Source organism: Endozoicomonas sp. GU-1 (assembly GCF_027366395.1).
Lineage (GTDB): Bacteria > Pseudomonadota > Gammaproteobacteria > Pseudomonadales > Endozoicomonadaceae > Endozoicomonas.
Genome location: NZ_CP114771.1, coordinates 3273836 through 3294137 on the forward strand (window position 1 = coordinate 3273836; position 20302 = coordinate 3294137).

General features: G+C 47.9%; 11 protein-coding genes and 2 tRNA genes. 7 read left to right on the forward strand and 6 right to left on the reverse strand.

Annotated elements, in window-relative coordinates:
* Positions 1–241 precede the first annotated feature (241 nt).
* The 4 genes from O3276_RS13390 to O3276_RS13405 all read left to right on the forward strand — a co-directional run bounded on the left by O3276_RS13390 (position 242) and on the right by O3276_RS13405 (position 11417).
* Positions 242–2224: an SPOR domain-containing protein gene (locus tag O3276_RS13390; protein ID WP_269671799.1), complete on the forward strand. Its 1983-nt coding sequence runs from the start codon at positions 242–244 to the stop codon at positions 2222–2224.
* Positions 2225–2332: 108 nt separating this feature from the next.
* Positions 2333–4360, forward strand: a complete 2028-nt coding sequence (locus O3276_RS13395; RefSeq protein ID WP_269671800.1) for an AsmA family protein — start codon at positions 2333–2335, stop codon at positions 4358–4360.
* A 69-nt stretch (positions 4361–4429) separates the two neighbouring features.
* On the forward strand, positions 4430–5512 hold the full coding sequence (mutY, locus tag O3276_RS13400) for an A/G-specific adenine glycosylase (protein ID WP_269671801.1): 1083 nt from the start codon (positions 4430–4432) through the stop codon (positions 5510–5512).
* A gap of 301 nt (positions 5513–5813) precedes the next feature.
* Positions 5814–11417: an autotransporter outer membrane beta-barrel domain-containing protein gene (locus tag O3276_RS13405; RefSeq protein WP_269671802.1), complete on the forward strand. Its 5604-nt coding sequence runs from the start codon at positions 5814–5816 to the stop codon at positions 11415–11417.
* Here the strand turns inward: O3276_RS13405 and O3276_RS13410 are convergent.
* Positions 11414–12922 carry a hypothetical protein gene (locus O3276_RS13410; protein ID WP_269671803.1) on the reverse strand — a complete coding sequence of 503 codons (1509 nt, stop codon included), beginning with the start codon at positions 12920–12922 and terminating at the stop codon, positions 11414–11416. The two genes, O3276_RS13405 and O3276_RS13410, sit on opposite strands and share 4 nt — an antisense overlap.
* Before the next feature lie 152 nt (positions 12923–13074).
* Between O3276_RS13410 and O3276_RS13415 the strand changes: the two genes are divergently transcribed.
* Together O3276_RS13415 and O3276_RS13420 are read left to right on the forward strand one after the other, a co-directional pair.
* On the forward strand, positions 13075–14553 hold the full coding sequence (locus tag O3276_RS13415) for a protein adenylyltransferase SelO (RefSeq protein WP_269671804.1): 1479 nt from the start codon (positions 13075–13077) through the stop codon (positions 14551–14553).
* A gap of 76 nt (positions 14554–14629) precedes the next feature.
* Positions 14630–14902 (forward strand): oxidative damage protection protein, encoded by a 273-nt coding sequence (locus O3276_RS13420; RefSeq protein WP_101746174.1) that lies wholly within the window; start codon positions 14630–14632, stop codon positions 14900–14902.
* A gap of 478 nt (positions 14903–15380) precedes the next feature.
* Here O3276_RS13420 and O3276_RS13425 read toward each other — a convergent pair whose 3' ends face one another.
* The 5 genes from O3276_RS13425 to O3276_RS13445 all read right to left on the reverse strand — a co-directional run bounded on the left by O3276_RS13425 (position 15381) and on the right by O3276_RS13445 (position 18585).
* Complete coding sequence (locus tag O3276_RS13425) at positions 15381–15728, reverse strand: GIY-YIG nuclease family protein (protein ID WP_269671805.1); 348 nt, start codon at positions 15726–15728, stop codon at positions 15381–15383.
* Positions 15729–15783: 55 nt separating this feature from the next.
* Complete coding sequence (locus O3276_RS13430; RefSeq protein ID WP_269671806.1) at positions 15784–16923, reverse strand: DNA cytosine methyltransferase; 1140 nt, start codon at positions 16921–16923, stop codon at positions 15784–15786.
* 343 nt (positions 16924–17266) lie between these two features.
* A tRNA-Phe gene (locus O3276_RS13435) sits at positions 17267–17342 on the reverse strand.
* A gap of 36 nt (positions 17343–17378) precedes the next feature.
* A tRNA-Phe gene (locus tag O3276_RS13440) sits at positions 17379–17454 on the reverse strand.
* A 165-nt stretch (positions 17455–17619) separates the two neighbouring features.
* Positions 17620–18585, reverse strand: coding sequence for an MBL fold metallo-hydrolase (locus O3276_RS13445; protein ID WP_269671807.1), 966 nt, complete (start codon positions 18583–18585; stop codon positions 17620–17622).
* 254 nt (positions 18586–18839) lie between these two features.
* On the opposite strand from O3276_RS13445, the gene O3276_RS13450 reads away from it, so the two are divergent.
* Complete coding sequence (locus O3276_RS13450) at positions 18840–20018, forward strand: serpin family protein (RefSeq protein WP_269671808.1); 1179 nt, start codon at positions 18840–18842, stop codon at positions 20016–20018.
* Positions 20019–20302 lie beyond the last annotated feature (284 nt).

A 20302-nucleotide genomic window follows, 5' to 3' on the forward strand; every position in this document is an offset into this window, starting at 1 on the left:
TTTTTAGATAATCTAATAATCAATTAATGGATAAGCTCGCTTTTTTCAGACTCAAAAAAAACCAAAAAGTGAATACCCTTTGTTTTCCCGAAAAAAACAACTTCGCCGTTAACATAATAGCTCTCTTTATAAGAATCGAAATATCCACAAAAAAATATTTAATAAAAAATTAATTTTTATAAGGGTTGATTTTGTTTACTAGTCAGGTATTGTTGATTTGAACCAAGAAGGATCTGATACCATGTCCGGTCGATTGTTGTTTAAGGAAAAACAACTCAGGCTTTGTGTCGTGGCCGCTCTGACGTCAATTGCTGCACCTGTTGCAGAGAGTCTAGTATTGCCGCCAAAACCTCTGGCTTCGAATATTTCCTGGAACTGCCAGTCAGGCATTAATAATGATTGGCTATGCAACGGCATAAGCAGACAGTTTTATAAAACCGAACCTGCTCAACAGTATGCCGGATACTCCAGGCAAAAACAGTCTGATGAACAACAGCTTTATGCTGAATCCTATAATTCATTATCTATTGAAGCTCGAAACTCGGAATCCCTCGTCAGTATTCTGGATGCTCCGAGAGACCATTACGTGCTTCAATGGATGGCAGCAAAAGAGCGTGAACAGCTGGAGGCGCTAAAGCAGCGCTACCCGGTTTTAAAAAACGCGACCATTGCTGAATACAAAAGATCAGGCACCGTCTGGTATGTGCTTCTGGATGGCCCATATCCAAGCCATATTGCCGCCATGGCGGAACTGGATTCACCGCCCAGATCCCATATGGCCAGAGAACTTTATCCCTGGACAAGATCGCTGGCCAGTATTCATAAACTGGATATTATCAGGCCGAATTACCCGGTGGAACAGCTGGCGGATCGCTATCAGCCAGAATATACTCCAGAGCTGTCCATGCGCGACAGCAACAATGCGCCTATTAACTACGATATTTCCTATAGTACAGAGCAAAGCCGTCAACCTTCACAATATCAACGGCAGCCCTCTTATACTCAGCAACCGGAAACATCGGTCATCCGTCGTGATAATGGCTACCCATCGGCTGAGACAGGTTATGATACTGGCCAGCCACCTGAAATAAATACTGTGTCTTATGGCAGTGAGTTCGAGGGCCAATCCTACTCCGGCTTATCCAGTGATCAAAACTACCGGATTCTGCCAGAGCAGGCTAACCCGCAGGAAATGTATGTCAGCATCTCACCGGCCTATCGCAGTAGAATTCCTCAGCAACATACTCAGGGGAGCCGTGTCGACTACAACACGCCAAACGCGCCTGTTGCACCAGCCCCTGAATACAGACAACCCCGGAGTTATGAAGAGTCGGAACCCTCCCGTCCGGCAATGAATGTTCTGACCGCCAATCCAAAGAGTTATACGATTGAATGGATGAATGCCAGCAGAAAAGCATCACTTGAACGGGCAAGGCTTCGTTACAGCGAATTGAAAAATACCCAGATCATCCACTACCAGAGACACAGCAGGAATCGCTATGCCCTGGTCAGTATGCTTTTTGTGAATCGTTCCCAGGCTCTGGATGCTCTGCTCACGCCTTCACTGTCAAGAGTGTCGGCACGTTTCTCGCCAAAAGTCAGACAGGTCGCCTATTTGCAGTCCCTGGTCGGTTCAACCCCGCAGGCTACCCATGCGTGGGCCAGACCCGTGACAGAGCCGTCTATTGATAGACGCCAATGGATTAGTCAGGAAGACCCCGGCGACAAGACCTATATTGTCCATCGTGAAGACCTTAACCGACAGCCAGTGAAGGCAAGGTTAATGAGTTCAAACGACGTTGGTACACCGACAATGCACAGACCAACGGTTGTTCATGCGATGCCCGACAGAGATCAACCTCTCCAACCGGGTTATCAGCCAGACAACAACTATCAACACTATGAACAGCCGGCCCCTCAGAATCCTGTGAATGAACTGCTGAACAGCCCTGATGACAGTTATACCATTCAGTGGTTCGCAGCCAGTAACCGGCAGACAATTGACAAGTTGAAACAGCGTTTCCCGGAGCTGGCTTCAGCAGTCACTGTTCATGTTCAGCGCAACCAGAAGGACTGGTATGTTCTGGTTCAGGGGCAATACAGAAACAGTCAGGAAGCCATCAGGGCGCTGAAGTCCCCGGCAATGAAAAACATTGCCCTGATACTTCATCCATGGACCCGTCCGGTGGAATCACTGAAAAAGCTGCAAATCGCCAGCCTCTGACGCAGTTCCCATTTCCGCAACAAGCCTGTTTTACCCTTGATGACGTTAAGTATCAGGGTAAGATAGGTGTCTTTTATTATCACTCTTCCACAAATCCTGAGGATTCCCATGAACCGCATTCTCAAGTTCATTGCCGTGCTGCTGGCGGCGGTGGTTTTGCTGGGTGTTATCGGTGCAGCACTGCTGCCACGCGTTATCGACCCCAACCAGTATCGCGATGAAATCACCCGGCTTGTTTATGAACAGTCGGGACTGAAAGTCAGCATTAACGGGCCCATTGGCTGGTCAATATTCCCCTGGGTTGGCCTTTCTCTTGAGGATGTATCCGTCGCAGGGGCCAATAATTCACACCTGGCGCAACTGGGCTCCGCCGGAGTCAGCGTGAAGTTGATACCCTTAATCAGTAAACGCATTGAAATGCAGACCCTTGAGCTGACAGGGCTGGAATTAACGCTGGTCAAAAATACCAGAGGCAAGGGCAACTGGCAGGTCAGTGCGCCAACGCCCACTGAACAACACCCCACGCCCAGGGGACAGGAGCCATCCCCGACGCCTGAGTCAGAACCAGCCTCGCCTGTCAGACTGGATATTGCCAGTGTCAACGTCAGTGGACTGCTGATCAGCTATGAAGACCAGGTTTCCGGGCAGAAATACATGATTGACCAGGCCAGTTTAACCACTGGTGCCATCCGCAATCAGCAGCCTTTTGACTTTCAATTAACAGCCCACATCACCATTCCTGACCTGGTGGTAAATTCACTGATCAGTGGCAAGATGACGTTTAATCTGGAAGCGGGTCATTATGACATCCAGAACCTGAAAGTCAGTGCCACACCGGATGTAGAAAAAGGTGAAAGCCTGAGTATTGTGGGTAATGTTCAATATCAACAAACACCCATGCTGGTTAAGGGCAACCTGGGCGTTGCCGAGTTTAACCTTGCCAATCTGCTGAACCAGATCAAGGTACAACTCCCTCCCATGGCTGACCCGAAAGCCTTGAACCGGCTATCCTTCGACAGTCATTTCAGCACCAATGGTGAAAGCCTGAGCGCAGATAAGCTGCAGCTCCAGCTGGACAGTTTCACCCTGGATGGCCATTTCAGGATGAACAGCATTGACCGGGGCGATATGCAGTTCAGCTTTACCGGCAACGACCTTAATCTGGATAACTATCTCCCCCCTGCCACGGATAACGCAGAAGTGCCTGATGAAGAGCAACCCGCTCAATCGGGCTCAGAGCCACCCGCACCGGGTAAAGAGCATCCTCTGATTCCGGAAGCCATGCTGCGCGGCCTTAACCTTGACGGGTCAATGAAGCTGGCCTCTCTCACCGTGGCCAAATTCATTTTTGAACAGCCGTCTGTTTCGATAAAAGCAGCCCGGGGTGAGCAGGAAGTAACCATTGGTTCCCGCTTTTATCAGGGTACTATTGATATGACGTCTAACCTGGATGTACGTCGGTCAGGCAAGCCAAAAATGGCAGCATCGGCAGAGCTGAAAAATATCAGCCTTGAGGCGTTATCAACCGCCATTCCTGATCTTGCCTCACTGAAAGGCGATGTGAATGCGGGTATGAAGGTTCATACACAGGGTCAATACGCCAGTGTTCTCACCAAAAACCTGAATGGCAACGTTGAATTCAAGATTGATAAAGGCGCATTCACTGATGCCAACTTTGACAAACTGGTCTGTGAAGGCGTTGCCAAAGTGCGTAAGAAAGAGCTGAGAGCGACGGATTGGGGCACATCTACTGAGTTTACCGACCTGAGCGGCAGTTTCGTCATCAAAAACGGTGTTGCTAAAAACGACAACCTGATTGCAGCGCTCGCTTATATGAACCTGAAAGGTGATGGCCAGGTAAATCTTGTGGATCGACAGCTGGATTATCGTATGGGTCTCAACATTCGTGGCGAAGAAGCACCAGACAGTGATCCTGCCTGTCAGATCAACAAGGATTACGTCAATGTCACCTGGCCTGTCCGTTGCCACGGTGATCTTGGTGCCCTGAAATGTGGCGTAGATTTCAGACGACTGACTGAAACCATTGCCGAAATTGCTGAAAACCGCCTTAAGCAGAAGATAGAAGACAAGGTGCAGGGACCTGTTAAAGATCTGCTCCAGGGCTTCTTCAAATAAAATTTCTGCCCATAACGACTATACTGCGATCGGCCAGCAGGCTGGTCGCAAACCTGTTTTTGTAATTTAATGACTCAAAAAGCCCCATATAAAGACCATACTTTCAGCCAGAGACTTCTGGACTGGTTCGATGTACATGGCCGTAAACATCTGCCGTGGCAGCAAAATAAAACGCCTTATCGTGTCTGGATCAGCGAGATCATGCTGCAGCAGACGCAGGTAACCACCGTCATCCCCTACTACCAGAAGTTTATGGCGCGATTTCCAGAAGTGACTGACCTTGCAGCAGCCAGTGAAGATGAAGTACTCCATTTCTGGAGTGGGCTCGGTTACTACAGTCGCGCAAGAAACCTGCATAAAGCCGCAAAAAAAGTGGTGAGTGACTTCGCAGGGGCATTTCCCCACTCAGTTGAACAGCTTATGGAACTTCCGGGCATTGGCCGATCCACTGCTGGTGCCATTGCCTCCATTAGCATGGGGATCCGGGCTCCCATCATGGATGGCAATGTAAAAAGAGTGCTTACCCGCTACTTTGCCATCTCCGGCTGGCCCGGGCAGACACGTGTCGCCAATGCGCTATGGGAGATTGCTGAACAGCTGACACCTGAGTGTCGCACAGGTGATTACACTCAGGTGATGATGGATCTGGGGGCAACGGTTTGCACAAGAAGTAAACCCGCCTGCCAGGTTTGTCCACTGGAAGCCGACTGCATAGCGCACAAAACAGGCCAGCAGAGGCTGTTTCCGGAATCAAAACCAAAACGGGAGAAACCGGAAAAGTCGGTTATTATGCTGATGGTAGTGAATCAGTACGGTGAAGTTCTGCTTGAAAAACGACCACCATCTGGCATTTGGGGAGGACTCTGGAGCTTTCCCGAGATTTCAGCTCCTGATCAGATTATCGAGCAGGCACTTGAGAAGACAGGCCTGTTACTGACAGACTTCGACACATGGCCGTCTTTTCGTCATACCTTCAGCCACTACCATCTGGACATTACCCCGGCACTGAGTTTTGTTGAATATCCGGGACAAACCAATACGGTAATAAAAAACCATGACAATTATTATTGGTTTGCCTTGGATCAGTCGCCTGAATTGGGGTTGGCAGCACCGGTAAAGAAACTGTTACAAAAAATTGAGAATGCATTGTAAGAAATTACCCTGAAGCCATATTCACAATATGGCTTCCGAATTCAGATCAATACAAACAACACTTTTTATACAAAAACAAAGTAAAAAAATTATTTTAAAACTAAAAAAATATTTCGTGGAAAAAAACCTTTTCCATACTATCTGTATTTCAAGTAATCGTTGGCCTGACAGCCGTTCATACCCCAGCATTTTATCCCAGCAAATAACCTCAGCGTTGGAAATAACCCTGAGGTTATTTTTATACATTGTGTATAGAAGTTTCAGCTCTATGGTGTAACCCATTGGTTGAGGAACCTGAAGAATGATTGGTTGCAAATGTGAGACATTCCATAAAAAAATATTGGTAATTGCCATTTCTGCAATAGTCTCAACATCAAGCCAAAGTGATCAAGCTGGAGTTGAAACTGAAAATGTCGGTAATTTATCCAATGACCAGCAAGAAACTCAGGAAAACTCCTCACCGGGTCCCGATGCGCACAATATAAATTCCGGCACTATCTACATCGCCACCATGGGGATGACAGGAATGGAGGCTGAGGGTGAAAAAATCCTGAACCACGGCAATATTGAAATCAATGTACCAGGAACAGGTATGAGGGCTTCAGCCAGCCCTGAAGATACAAGCCATCAAACGACAGCCACCAACCACGGCACCATTTTGCTAAACCACCCCGAAAGCACAGGAATGGTCAGCAATGGACAGAACATTGTCTGGTCCGGAATCGGCAAAGCGTGGGATGAACACAGTAATGACTACAGAGCAGGTGCCATAAATTATCCCCATGGCTCAATTAAGGGTCAGGGAACCGGACTGCTGTCTTATAACAATGGCCTGATCAAAAATCACGGCAGCATCCAGATATCGGGTTCGCACTCAACCGGAGCCAGGGCACAATCCATTGAGCCGGATAATCCAAATGTCGGTTTTGGACTTTTTGCCAACACCGGTACCATAACTGCTACGGATGGTGCCAGCGGCATTCACCTGCACAAAGGCGGGCTGAAGAATTCGGGAACAGTGATCAGTGATGATGCCGCTATCCGGGGAACAGGACCCTTTAATATCGCCATCTTCACCCCCGGTAGCTATATCAGGGGACAGCGTGCCGCCGTGCTGCTTGAAGGCTCCGGTAATGACCTGAACCTGATTGAGCTTCGTGGCGGCACACTGCAGGGAAATCTGCTCGGCAACAGCCCGATGGATATTCTGCGTATCAACCCGGCAGACAACATGACTGAAGACATTAACCAGAAGATTTCAGTCAATGGTGAAGTCAGGGACTTTGAATTCATTTATATAACCGGTGACCGGTGGACTGCATCCCAGCCAATTATCAACCCAAAATCACTGATTGCTGTCGGCACTGTGAATGTCACCTTGAGTCCTGTCAGTGAGGATCAGGCGCAAACCCTGCAGCTCAGTTTTACGGATTCGTTTCCATCAGAAAATGGCGTTGATATCGAGGTCAGCGAATCTGGAATAGCCCATATTGATTTATCGGACACCAATCACCGTCCTGCCGCCAGAATATCCCTGGTGGGAGGTAATATCAGCCAGATGACAGGCCATCTGCAAGGCCGTGATGAGCTATCTCTGGCAAGCGGAATCATCAATATCATTGAGGATGTAAATCGAATCAGAGCACAAACCGATGGTGACTGGCAGGTAAAAACGCCAGTCCGTGGCGTAAAACATCTGGTCACTGAATTCGCTGGTGATAAAGACACACCCACTTTTGAACAGACGTCAATTGTCCTCGGGAACCCAGCACAGTCATTACAAGACAACCGACTGACAGAAAAAGCCAATACACTGGTGGTTGCAACGCCTTCAGAGTCTGACATCAGCTCGGGTCAACCGATCCCGGAATTCGATGGATCAGCGGGTAAAGCAGAAGTCACCATCGCCAATGGGGCGCGTTTTGGCCAACTGATTGCTCCGGAGAAACTAATCGTCAAGGCCTCTGCTGACCAGCCCTTTCACGCTTACGGACCCGTTCATGATGCCAGACATATTGAAGTTTCATCCTCTGCACAGGTGCAAGGCGTTACACTGGGAGCCTCTCCGGCACATAGCGATAGCAGCCTGGGGCTGCTTTTCAGTGACAGGGCATCCGGTGATGCCATCAGGATCACCAATTACGGCACTGTTAATGAGGTTGATGCATCCTATGGCCATCAACGTCCAGACCTTCACTATATCCACGACAGTGACACACTGGTAAACCTGCGGGGCAACAAAGCCAGAGATGACCAACTAACCGTTAAGGGCGGTTCAGCAGAAACCGTACAGGCCGTTTCACGCTCAGCGCTGCAACATCGTTTTGCCACCCTGAATCTTCGTGGCGTGCCAGCACCGGTGGCGCTTGCTGGTGATATTGAGTCGTTGACCCTCACCAGCTCCCTGCCCATTGGGCATATTTATGCGGTCAGTGCAGATCACCTGGAGAAAGAAAGAGCAGACAAAATCCAGGATATACCTAATCCGACGTTTATGCCGTATTCAGTCGGGAGGCCTGAAAGTGCAACATTAAAAACTGACCTCAAGACACCGGGGCTAAATTTCAACATAAAAGAACGCCCCAACATGCGTTTTGAGATTCTTAATGGTGAAATAGGTACTCTGACAGGCAACCCGGAAAAGGACGATCAGCTGGTTATTCGCGGAGGCCACATTCAGGGCGATACGGACAGCCTCCACTCCGTTACCGTTGCCAGTAATGACTGGGGTTCCCATGGAACGCTCAATAACACCAGAGAAGTGCTGATTGATAAGCATGGCATTCTGACATTACTGCGGGTTTATGGACCTCAGGAGTCCCCTCGCCGTACAGAAAATGATCTGACCCTTCAGGTTAAAACAGATGCCGGACAGCGGTTACCTGTTACGGTGACAGAGGGTGGAGCACTTGGCCTGCTGGAAGTATATGACCAGGCCAGCCTTGGTGATCTGTCGTTGCAGGGTGGCGTGGTAAGCATCATGCCCGGTGACCACAAGACGTTGGAGCTGGGTAAAATTATTAATGCCGACGGTGTTTATTCTCCGGAAACCGGGCTTGGCAATGTACTGGTTGGTGGTAACCCGCAACAAAGTCCCTTTGGGAACAACCTGGTGCTCAGTACTCCAAGACCCGTCAGTGTCTTCAGCAAAAAAATTGATAGCCTGCAGCTAACGGAAGGCGCAAAGCTTAAAGGCCAGATACCGGCGGTAGAACGACTGTTTATCACAACCCCGGATTTTGTTTCTGAAGGCCGGATCAGTGCTATGGAACTGGTCGCTGATGCGCCTGTTGCTGAAGTCAATGTTGCCGACAGCTCCAAGCCCGCAGCCGATGTGCCGGATACCCCTGCCAGGCTGAATATACAGACATCGCCAGAGCGCCCTTTGACGATAAAAAGCAACCAGCCGACTCCGCAGATACAGCGGCTCAATCTCAACGACGGAGCCAATATTGGTGCGGTTGATTCTGTGAAAAATATCTGGATTCATAGCTCAGGCTGGAACAGCCAGGGGCTGGTGAATAATCCCGAAACACTCACTATTGCCCCTGATGGGGCAGCAGATCTTATTGTTGCTGATGGAACACAGCCCAGTGAGCAGGATGCCGCTCAAAAACAGTCGATGTATATTTCTTTTTCTGGTGATGCCCCCTATGACTGGAACAAGGCATTTGTCGTCACCAATCTCGGTGAGGCTGGCATCAATGAATTACCTGATCACCGGGGAGAGCTGAAAGTACTGGATTTCTCGGCGGATACCCAGCGTCCTCCCCTGTACTTTATGCAACATGGCGGCAATACCGATCGGGTCATCGGCCGACAGGATAAACACGACACTCTGGCCCTGGTGAATGGCCCACTGAAAACAGCCTCAGGATTTGCCAATATCGATATCTTTGGCGCTGACTGGCACAGCATTCAGTTAACAAACCCTGAAAATATCAACATCCACGAAGCAGCCAGTGCAGCCAATATTCTTGTTTCTGATCAGGTGCCAGAGGGCAAAGGAATACTGGCAACCCACTTTACAGAAGACTGTGGCAGGGTATACGTAAATTCCAGAGGAACGCTGGATGAGGTCAACCTGTTACCATTACAGAGCCGCCCATCATTCAGCATAGAGCAAACCGGTGGCAAGATTGGTTCACTTAAAGGAGCCAACGGTAAAGATGATCGATTCATTGCCAACAATACAACAGTGGCAGAACAATTATCCGATATTGATTCCATTACCTTTAACGGTATCAACCACTATAAAGGCAACCTGCTTCGGTCCAGTGGGCTCATTGAAGTGAATGGCCATCTCCATTTTTTGGCAGATAGAATGGCTATCGTTTCCGGCTCACCAGACAGTCGTCGTGCAGAGGTGCCTGAATCATCACCTGCATTGCATATTCGTCAGGGAGCCGTCGTTACCATCCCATCTGAACTTAATATCGACGGTAACTATCAACAGGATGGTCGCCTGGTGCTGACAGAACAAAGTCCGGACTCAGCAGGGTTTGAGCCGTTAACCGATGGTACGATACCGCAAGCCCCGGTGGTGGCAGCCAAAAATATCCACGTGGGTCCTGCTGCTGATTTTGTGTTTGACAGCGTTATCATTCAAGATCCGGCCATTGGCAAACAATATCTGTTGATGGAAGCAGAGGATTCCAACATTAACCAGCCGGTTAATGTGGATGCTAACAATGAGCTCTATATTCACTATGACGCGATCATTGATCCGGATAACGCAAAAAGAATGCTGCTGATCAGCACGGATCAGGCTGACCATCGGACTTCTCAGGTTCCGGGCCGGTTTCGTTCCATGATGCTGGCAGCCACAAAACCTTCCGATAAAGAAGAAGCCGAACACGACAGTAAAAGTGCCAAATTAACCCGGCATGTTGTAAAAAATGTAAAACCCGGCAAAGACAATAAAAAAGTCGCAGAGCTTGCCCCTGCCATGTCGCCTCATGCGGTGCATAATGCCAACCTTGCACTGAAAACGGCGGGCAAAACCCTTAACGACAGAATGTCCGGCAAACGAACCGGCATCAACACCGGAGATATCTTCTCTGCGGGCGCGGCCTGGATTCAATACGACTACAGCAAGGCAACACAGGATATTAAGGACCATGTACCGGGTTATCATGCCAGAATCACTGGCTTCTCCATGGGGGCAGATAGCCCTCTGGAAAGGGATCAGCATATAGAAGCAGGCATTGCCTACACCTATGCAAAAGGAAACGTAGCAGGGAAAGATGGCTCAAGAAACAAAATTGACACGGATACTCATATTGTCAGCCTTTACTCCTCGTACCTGGAAAATGATTTTTTCTTTGATGGCCGGATGAGTTATTCCTCTGGCAAGAATAAAGGACGCCGCTACGTTGATGGTCACCTGAACGATGCAAAATATGATTCCCGGAGCTGGGGTGTCAGCATGATTGCGGGCCACACCTACTCCCTGGGAGATGAGTGGAGCTGGCAGCCTCAGGTAGCCTTTAATTATTTCACCATCCAAACTGACGATTATACCGAGTCCGCCAGAGATCCTGCCCAGACACACTTATCATACGATCAGGTCAAAAATGGCAAATATGACATCATGGAACTGGGTGCTGGCCTGAAGTTGATTGGAGAAATGAATACCCGGGCAATGATCATCAAACCAGAGCTTGGGTTGATGGGCTTTCACGATTTCAAGAAAGATCCGATTGCGATCACTGCGCACTTTGCCGCAGGGGGTGAACACTTCCGGATCAATGGTGCTGACAGAGATAGCAATCGCTATCAATTTGATGCCAGCATGAGTGTGGAAATTCAGAGCAATACCACCATTACCTTCCGTTACTCCCACCATTGGGCAGATAACTTCGAAGTTGATGGGTGTATTGCCAGGGTTCGCTATAGCTTCTAAAAGCCTTTTCCTTCAGACTCCAGCCGACCTTTCGTTTTCATCATTCTGTCCCGCATAAAGCATAGTCCAGCATCAGGGCCTCTAAAGAAAAGATCAATCTTGCCATTGCGGCCTCCTTTACTGCCTGTTACATGATTAATCGCATCTTGGGCGGATGCAAAACTCTCTCGCCCCTGCCCCTTGGGTGAAGCGTAAAAGTCTGGATTACCTTCGAAATTGTGAGGATCGTAGACCGTATATTCGAAAGTACCGTCACTTTTTTTGCTTCGATAGATACCAAAAGAGTATAAAGGCTGGCAAATCATGGCTGTTGATGAGTAATCCCAGTTTGTGGTTTCCAATATATCCTGACGCGTGCATGATTTGAGACCAAGGCCTTCTCTTTCGTCTGGCGTGAGACGACCCTCACCTACAGACCGCTTTTCCACCAGTAAATTCGAGTAGCCTGATGACGAGGCGATGCCGGTTAAAAGCAGGTGCATTACATGTATGGACATAGGATAATGGCCATTAGACAAAACACGTCTCAACTCTTGAGCATCACCTCTGGCGCTGATTATTTCTTCTAAATAAGCAACCAGGACCTGAAAAGAAAATTTATAACCTGTTGCCTGGAAAAGCTGCAATCTCAGTACGTCAAAACCACAACTCCACATATTGCCTACATTATTACCGTCATATGTACCCATACCAAATCTGGTCTGCGCATAGGGAAAGTAATCATTGCCTTTTTGGTCTTTAACTTTGAGATTTTTTAAATAAAGGCCTGCCCTGGTTGAGCTTTCCTCTGAATATCCGGGGAAACCGCCCCCTCCGACTGTTGTTGATCCGCCTGCAACTTCACAGAACGAACCAATTCGCACCAGCTTGTGCTGGCCAGTCCTTTTATCCATCACATGAAGCACTTCTTCAATCGATTCCCCTCTATGGTTTGGGTGGGTGATAGTTACCAGGAATTTCGATATAGCGTAATGATCTTTATTATTAAATGCGATGTCATCTACAGCATCTTTAGTCACCTGTTTGCAGGTTAACCTCGCGTTTGCAACCCACGAATCACCAGCAGCCGTCCTCATATCTTTATAAGCGTCCTTCACATCTGCTACTGTCTGGAATCCGTCTATAAATCGAACCCGGGTTGTATCCGTTTCTTTTAAGGAGAATGAGAATGGTGAATTCACCGGTGGTTGGGGCAATGAGGGAGAACTGCCTGCTGTTGCTGATGACGGAGGAGGACTGCCTGCTGTTACGGGTTGTCGTGAAGTATCCGTTGCATGGGTTATCTTGTATTTAGCCAATGCCCATGTGACAGGCTCTGCAAACCAGGCATCGGGATGGCGCTTCATCACAGCCTCGGCTTCAATTAATGAGACGGTATATTTGGTAAATGTTGCTTTCACCACCCCAGCAATGGCTTTCACCGCACGAGCAAGGATGAAACTGTCATCATGCTTGTTCCAACAGTAAGACATGGCGTTCAAAGCGCCCAATTCAACTGAATTCATGTACCTCTCCCCTTTATTATTTTGAATAACTTATATTCTAAGACAGAAAAACTGGCTATAAGTTCAAAAACTGGCCATTTATAAGAATGAATGTGTAGCGCACAGATACAGAGTAAACTGATTCTCTGTGAATCACTCGGAGCACCACAGGGATGAATAACCTTGATGGCGGACACTTCAACAACACCTACTCAGGCTTGCCTGAATACTTTTATACAAGGCTGGACCCAACTCCCCTGGAGAACCCGAGACTCGTGGCCTACAGCCCATCAGCCGGCCAGCAGCTAAACCTTGAAGACACCCGGGAAACCCGGGAAAAGCTGACATTGATCGGTTCCGGAAACCGTGCATGGCCCGGTTCAGAACCACTGGCCATGGTGTATTCCGGCCATCAGTTTGGTGCCTATAATCCCCAGCTGGGTGATGGCAGAGGGTTGTTATTGGGAGAACTGGTCAATACCCGTGGAGAAAAGTGGGACTTGCATCTGAAAGGGGCCGGGCCAACCCCTTACTCCCGATTTGGTGATGGCAGAGCCGTTCTGCGCTCCTGCATCCGGGAATATCTCGCCTCCGAAGCGCTCCACCACCTGGACATTCCGACGACCCGCGCTTTGTGCGTGGTGACCAGTGATACGCCGGTTTACCGGGAAACCAGGGAAGCGGGTTCAACATTACTCAGACTGGCCAGAAGCCATATCCGCTTTGGCCACTTTGAATATTTTTTTTTCAACAAACGGTATGAAGCCTTAAAAGAGCTGGCTGATTACACCATTGAACACCACTTTCATGATCTTGAAGGAATGAAAGCAGTGGCGGGCAGTGACAGAGGCTATCAGCTGTTTTATGCAGAAGTCATTCATCGTACCGCAACCTTAATTGCCCGGTGGCAGGCCGCAGGTTTTGCCCACGGCGTTATGAATACCGACAATATGAGCATTATCGGGGATACATTTGATTATGGCCCCTATGGTTTTATGGACGATTTTAACTGGCACTACATCTGCAACCACTCTGACCACTCCGGTCGCTATGCCTTCAGCCAACAACCCGACATTGGCTACTGGAACTGCGGCAGGCTGGGCCAGGCACTGGTTCCCCTGTTTGATGATGTTGAGTTAATCCAGAAAGCTCTGGATCAATACCCACAAATCTACACCCAAACCTATACCCGCCTGATGCTCGATAAGCTGGGGCTGTTGGCAGAAGAGGAGGAAGACGCAGAACTGGTTCGCGATCTCCTTCAGCTATTGCATGACAGTCACTGTGATTACACATTATTCTTCCGAACCCTCAGCAGCTTTCCTTCAGAACAGGCCGTTAACCAGCTGGAGCCGTTAGTTAACCACCCATCACTTGCCCCCTGGCTGGATAGCTATAAGAAAAGGCTCAAGAGAAACCCTCTGGATGACCATAACCGCCAGAAACGAATGAAACAGGTGAACCCGAAATACATTCTCAGAAACTATCTGGCACAACAGGCAATCGAAAAGGCAGAGAAAGGGGACTACCGGGAAATTGAAAACCTGATGCACGTGCTGGTTTCGCCCTACGATGAGCACCCTGATTTTGAGCACTATGCAGGTCAACCGCCTGAATGGGGCAAAAAACTGGAAGTCAGCTGCTCTTCCTGAAGGGAATGAATGTTTATCAGGTAGCTTTCCCGTTAAGATACCCTCAATCCATAGTAACTGAAGCAGTGAGATAACAATGGCCAGAATGATTCAATGCGTCAAACTGAAAAAAGAAGCGGAAGGCCTCATGGTTCCGCCATTACCCGGTCCAAAGGGTCAGTGGATCTTCGAGCATGTTTCCCAGGAAGCCTGGACTGAATGGCAGGCCCACCAGACCCGCCTGATCAATGAAAAGCATCTTAACCTGTTGGCACCTGAAGCCCGGCAGTACCTTATGGAACAAATGGATAAATATTTCTCTGGCGAAGATATTGATGCCGCTGAAGGCTATGTGCCGGAAGATAACTAACCTCCGGCTGGCTATTCTCAGCAAGCCTCAGGGGCTGGCATGCCTTAACAGCTGATGGGAAAATCTTTGATCATGTCTATTGTTCAGTTAACGATAGGCATGCATGCATTAAAGGTGATGAAATATCCGGGCTAGCAATTGCTGAGTTTCAATCATCACTTTCATTAGAATCTGGCGATACTGACGAAAGCCTTTTTTCTGTGAGCCATTGCAGCCTGAGGGCTTGAGTATTCAACGTGTTCCGCAGCCCGTATGCTACCTTTCTCTCACTAATGATGTGGGATAACTTCGCGATAGTTGCCGCCCTTCTGGCTATACGAAAATCAGGATGGCTCCTCAATTTGAAGACTTCATCAGAAATAACGACTTGTCGAAATGATGGTGGAATATCAATTTCGATCTTTGGTTGTGGGGGACTTTTCTCATTCAAAACGGCGTGAAACCTGGATGTCTCAATGCTCTTTTTGTATACAGCATATTAAAGCGCATCTAAGTGCAAGCTCGCTGTTTTGCGTTCATCCTTGGATAGAGTCGTGTATTGAGGAAGGGGCCACACTTCTATTTCGTAGACTTCCATTGGATCAAGAACTGACATGGCAACTGCATCAGTCCGCCTGTTTGTCAGATGTCTGCGGATTCGAGTGCGCAGACTTTCTTTGGTCTGCCCAATATAAATGGGTTCCCGCTCATAGTCGTAGAATGCATATACACCGAACTTGTAGTTACCAACCTTTTGCCCTAAAAATGAGGAGTCGAAAAAAGCAGACAACTGTCTTCTCAGCTCTTCTGTTTCAAATGCACAAGCGGTTATACCGTAGTCAATCATATAGCCTCCACCCTTCTGAAGGCTATTAAACATTATCGACAGAAAGAGTTCAGCTCTATTTTTTTATAAGGGGGTAGAGCAAATGCTCTGCAAGATGTCGTACAACAGGAACCACAACGGCATCACCCATGGCCTTATATCCTTGATTATAAGTACCTGGTATCTGGTATTTGTGGGCACCCATTAGTTGAGCAGCTTCTTTCACAGTCAGAAGGCGAGTTCCAAACTTACCATTACGATATATAACGAGTTGCTGCCTGCTGCTACCACCAGTTGGGGTTCGCAGGCAACCTGCAAGGCCGTCCGTTCTGACCTCTAACACTTGTTGACCATTCCTGATTCGCTTATATCCCGGGAAGACTTTCTGACCTTTTTTTACAGCGGCTTCAAGCTTATCAAAATGGCTTTTGGGAATAAGGCTGAGGTGGTGATTGACGGTTTCCTCAGAGTCGAAGGGCGCATCCAGCTCAATGATTTTCTCCAGTGGGTGCATTGGTGTAGATGGAGCGGGAATGTTCCACCATGTCCAATCAGTTGCTTTGGAAGCAATGGCCTGAATAGCTTTGGGGTGAGCCCATGTTGGTGAATCAGTAATAAAACCGGATATATCAGTACTCTTTCTCACGGCAATGACAAATATCCGCGGGCGAGACTGAGGTACCCAATGTACAGCATCTATCAGGACAGCTCCAACATTGTACTGCCTTTCAAGTAAAGCATTATGAAGAGCGAGGTAGTTTTCACCATTCTTACCGGATACCAGGCCTCTGACATTCTCAGCAACCAATACGGCTGGAGCTTCTCTCATCTCATCGAGAATGCGTAGCCACTGCCAAACCATTCCGCTGCGAGAACTGGTTATTCCACCCATATTTCCAGCAAGGGAAAGGTCTTGGCAAGGGAAGCTTGCCCAAGACAAGGAGTGTCGGGGAAGCTTGTCACCCTTGATGTTTTCGATTGAGTCAAGAGTAAAGATTTCAGGCGAGTGGTTTGCGGCAAAAACAGCCTGCTTTTTGGCGCAAATATCGTTGGCCCATACAGAGTCAAAGAAATCTTTTAGTCCTTCAGTGGCAAGTCCACTTCCAGCAAAAAAATCAGCACTGGCTGGTTTTTTGGATATAGCAGAGTAATCCGGCTCAGTGGCTGACCGGTGGGATTCATCTCCAATTTCTGCTGTAAGGACCTGGTTCAGCATCTTGGCAATATCAAGTTATTTATTTTAGACAACGTGGCTCTCGTTAAGGCAATCTATTCTCGGACTCTTAGAGTTTGCACCCTTTTTTGAGTAGATTCTATCCGATATGTGCTGACTAAGCGGAAGAAGAATATCGGAGAAGTACTCCAGTACCGTATAAACATCCTTAACGCCAGAAGTCACTGCAAGACAATACATCGTCACGCGGGAAAGGGTAAGGGGGGGATGGTATAACTCCAAAGAAGAGACTGTGACCAAGACACTCTAAAAACACTCCGTCGTATAATACGACTTTTCAACCAAAAAAGCCCCGAAACAAAAATGCTTCAGGGCCTTTATATAATGGTGCCTAGGGGCGGAATCGAACCACCGACACGCGGATTTTCAATCCGCTGCTCTACCAACTGAGCTACCCAGGCTAAATTTTGGCACACATATTTTTTATCATTTAAGTATGGTGCCTAGGGGCGGAATCGAACCACCGACACGCGGATTTTCAATCCGCTGCTCTACCAACTGAGCTACCCAGGCGCTGTTCAAACAACGAAAACGATGTGCGAGGCGTATTAAACGGATTTCACCCTGGAGAGTCAAGTCATATATAAATTTTTATGGTCAGTCGGTGAGTATGTAAGCCGGGGATCATCAACCCGTCGTTTATTAACCGTATACATTTCTTTAATGATACCGACTTTACTATACGCCATGCAGTTGATCCCAAACTTCCTGGTCTCGCTCGGCAGTCCAGATTCTCGGCCAGTCGATACCAGCAAACTCATCCCAGAGGCGCTGAACATCAAATGGCAAACAGTGCTCAAAAATGGGCCAGCTACCATACCGGGGGGCCAGGCTTTTATGGGATGCGGCAAAGGCTTCGGTTAACGTTCCCCCGTTTTTATAAACGGTCCCTACCTGATCAATCAGGGTCTTGAGGAAAGTGCGACTTTGCTCGATAGCTGCATCTACATGATCCCGACCGTGGACAACTGCACCCCGGCCACCAACCAACGTCTCAGCACCGTAAGCCTTTATCTTGTCCAACGTGGTGGTGGACCAGTCAAAATGGAAAGCATCACCGGTATAAAGTGCAGCCTGGGCCTCAACAAGATCTCCGGCAAACAGAATATTGTGTTGGGGCAGCCAGGCACAGATATCCCCGGCGGTATGACCCCGTCCACAGTATTCCAGCACCAGGCTTCCCCGAAGCCCACCCAGCGGGATTTCCAATCGATCATTAAACACAATATCAGGATGGGTCAGCCCCCGGATTCCTTCGGGTTCCCGGAACAACCTGGGCATTCGACGAAACTCACTGTCCCAGTCCTCCATACCACGCTCTTCAATCAGGAACCGGGTGTTCTCATGGGCAATAATCGATTCGGCTGAGAAGGCGGCGGCACCGAGTACGCGCACTGCATGGTAGTGGGACAAAACCAGATACTTAACAGGCTTTGTTGTATGCCTTCTGAGTTCCCGTAACCAGTCGGACGCCGCCCTTGGTGTTGCCCGAGCCTCAAAAGCAATAAGGAAGTCTTCTGCCTCAATGGCCCCGACATTAGGATCCCCCTCAGCGGTAAAGGCGTAAACACCCTCTGCCAACACTTCAAGCGTCTCTTTTTTGGGATCCAGATCTCTTGATGAGGCAAACACTTTCTTAGCCATCCTGTTAAGCCTTCGATTTCAGAAATGAATTTTCCTGAAAGAATATTAAGTAAATCATTTGGAGATCACTATAGCCAAATAAAATCAACAACAACCATCTATCTGGTAAAAATAACAATGACATTTAATTTTCAAACAATAATTTACAGAATAAAAATACCTCCTATCATTTAACCGGTCAGAAGTTGAAATGTTTGCTTATGAATAATGTGCAGGTTCAGATAAAAATATTACGATTGGAGGCTTGAATATATATGAATAATTTACCCTCTAGTGACTACCCCAGAGTTCCATCCAATACAATCTGGGACAACAGTGATTTACCCCTCCCGCAATCCTCAACACACTCGGCTGATTCCCCAGATTCTGGCACATCAGTAACAAACAATGTCCAACCCTATTTGAAGGGGCTTGCCGATGACGTACAGGAATTTGTTAGAGAATTAACATTACTCGAACGATCAATTAACATTGTCACCTCACCTGCTCTGGTCACAACATCAGAGGCAATCGCTACCAATTTAAGAAATATGGCGGACTCTATAGGGGATACTGGTGAGCCTTATCAAGCAGGGGATATTGGTGAGCTTCATCAAGCTCGACCATTGATCAAAAGCACCGAAGAAGGCATACATGTCTTTTCAAAAAGACCTAAGATTGATGGAATTCTGAGACAATCCCAGATTCCTCATACAACCAGTGAAGCTTTTTTTCACAAGGGACCTGAACAGGCCACGGCAGAGCTCAATGAGCAAATAACAAAAGACACCCAGGGCCTGATTACTGATTTTCTGCAAGCAAAAGACCTGGATAATCCAGACTTGGCGTTTCAACTGGTCACCTGGTTATTGCAACAGGTTTCATGGCAGTCTCCTTTTAGAGTGATGAATGAAAAAGAGAGTTCAGAAATCACATGGGAAAATGCAGCCCACTCAGAAATACAGTGGATGAAAAGTGGAAGTATACAACCCATTAAGCACATTAAAAATAAAGACTATGACTTTGTCGCTGTTCCTGTTGAGGAATCGGGCATGAAAGCGGTGTTTGTTTTACCGCCAGAAGGGGAAACGAATCCCGGTAGTGAAGATCTCAACCAAATTTTGTCAAGTGGACTCACCACTATCCTGGGCAAATCAGGAAGAGAACACGCGGTGCTCACGCTGCCCAAGTTCAAGTTCAATTATCAATTTACAAAAATATGTGAAGAGGCTGAAGCCATGGGTAAACACATAGCAGCATTGGACGTTGATGAAAATGGCGCGACGGTAGCTGCTGCGTCATCTATATTCTCATACGATTTACATATACCTCCTGAAAAACTTCTTCGCTTTAAATTTGACCATCCATTCTACCTGGCAATAATTAACCATAAAAATTCCAACGACCCAAGGGTTATTGGCATGGCTCAGATTAATCATCCCGGAAAGAGCTGATTAACCTTTTTTACTTCTCTGCTGCCACGTTCCCAACTGGCAGTAAGAAGTAAGATAATCAGCAAAGCGCTTATTCAGATAAATGGAAGACTTGAAATTTAGCACTGCCAGGTCTTCACTGTGCCATCACGACCATTTATCACAGATAAGGTATGCCCCCCACATGCACCCGCAAAAACTGCCCAAATATTGATCCAGGTTAATTTTCTGATGCCTGGAAAACTGACTTTCGTCAATTGGACTTTCCAACCCCTGTATTAATGTTCCCCGTTGAAATTTCGAGC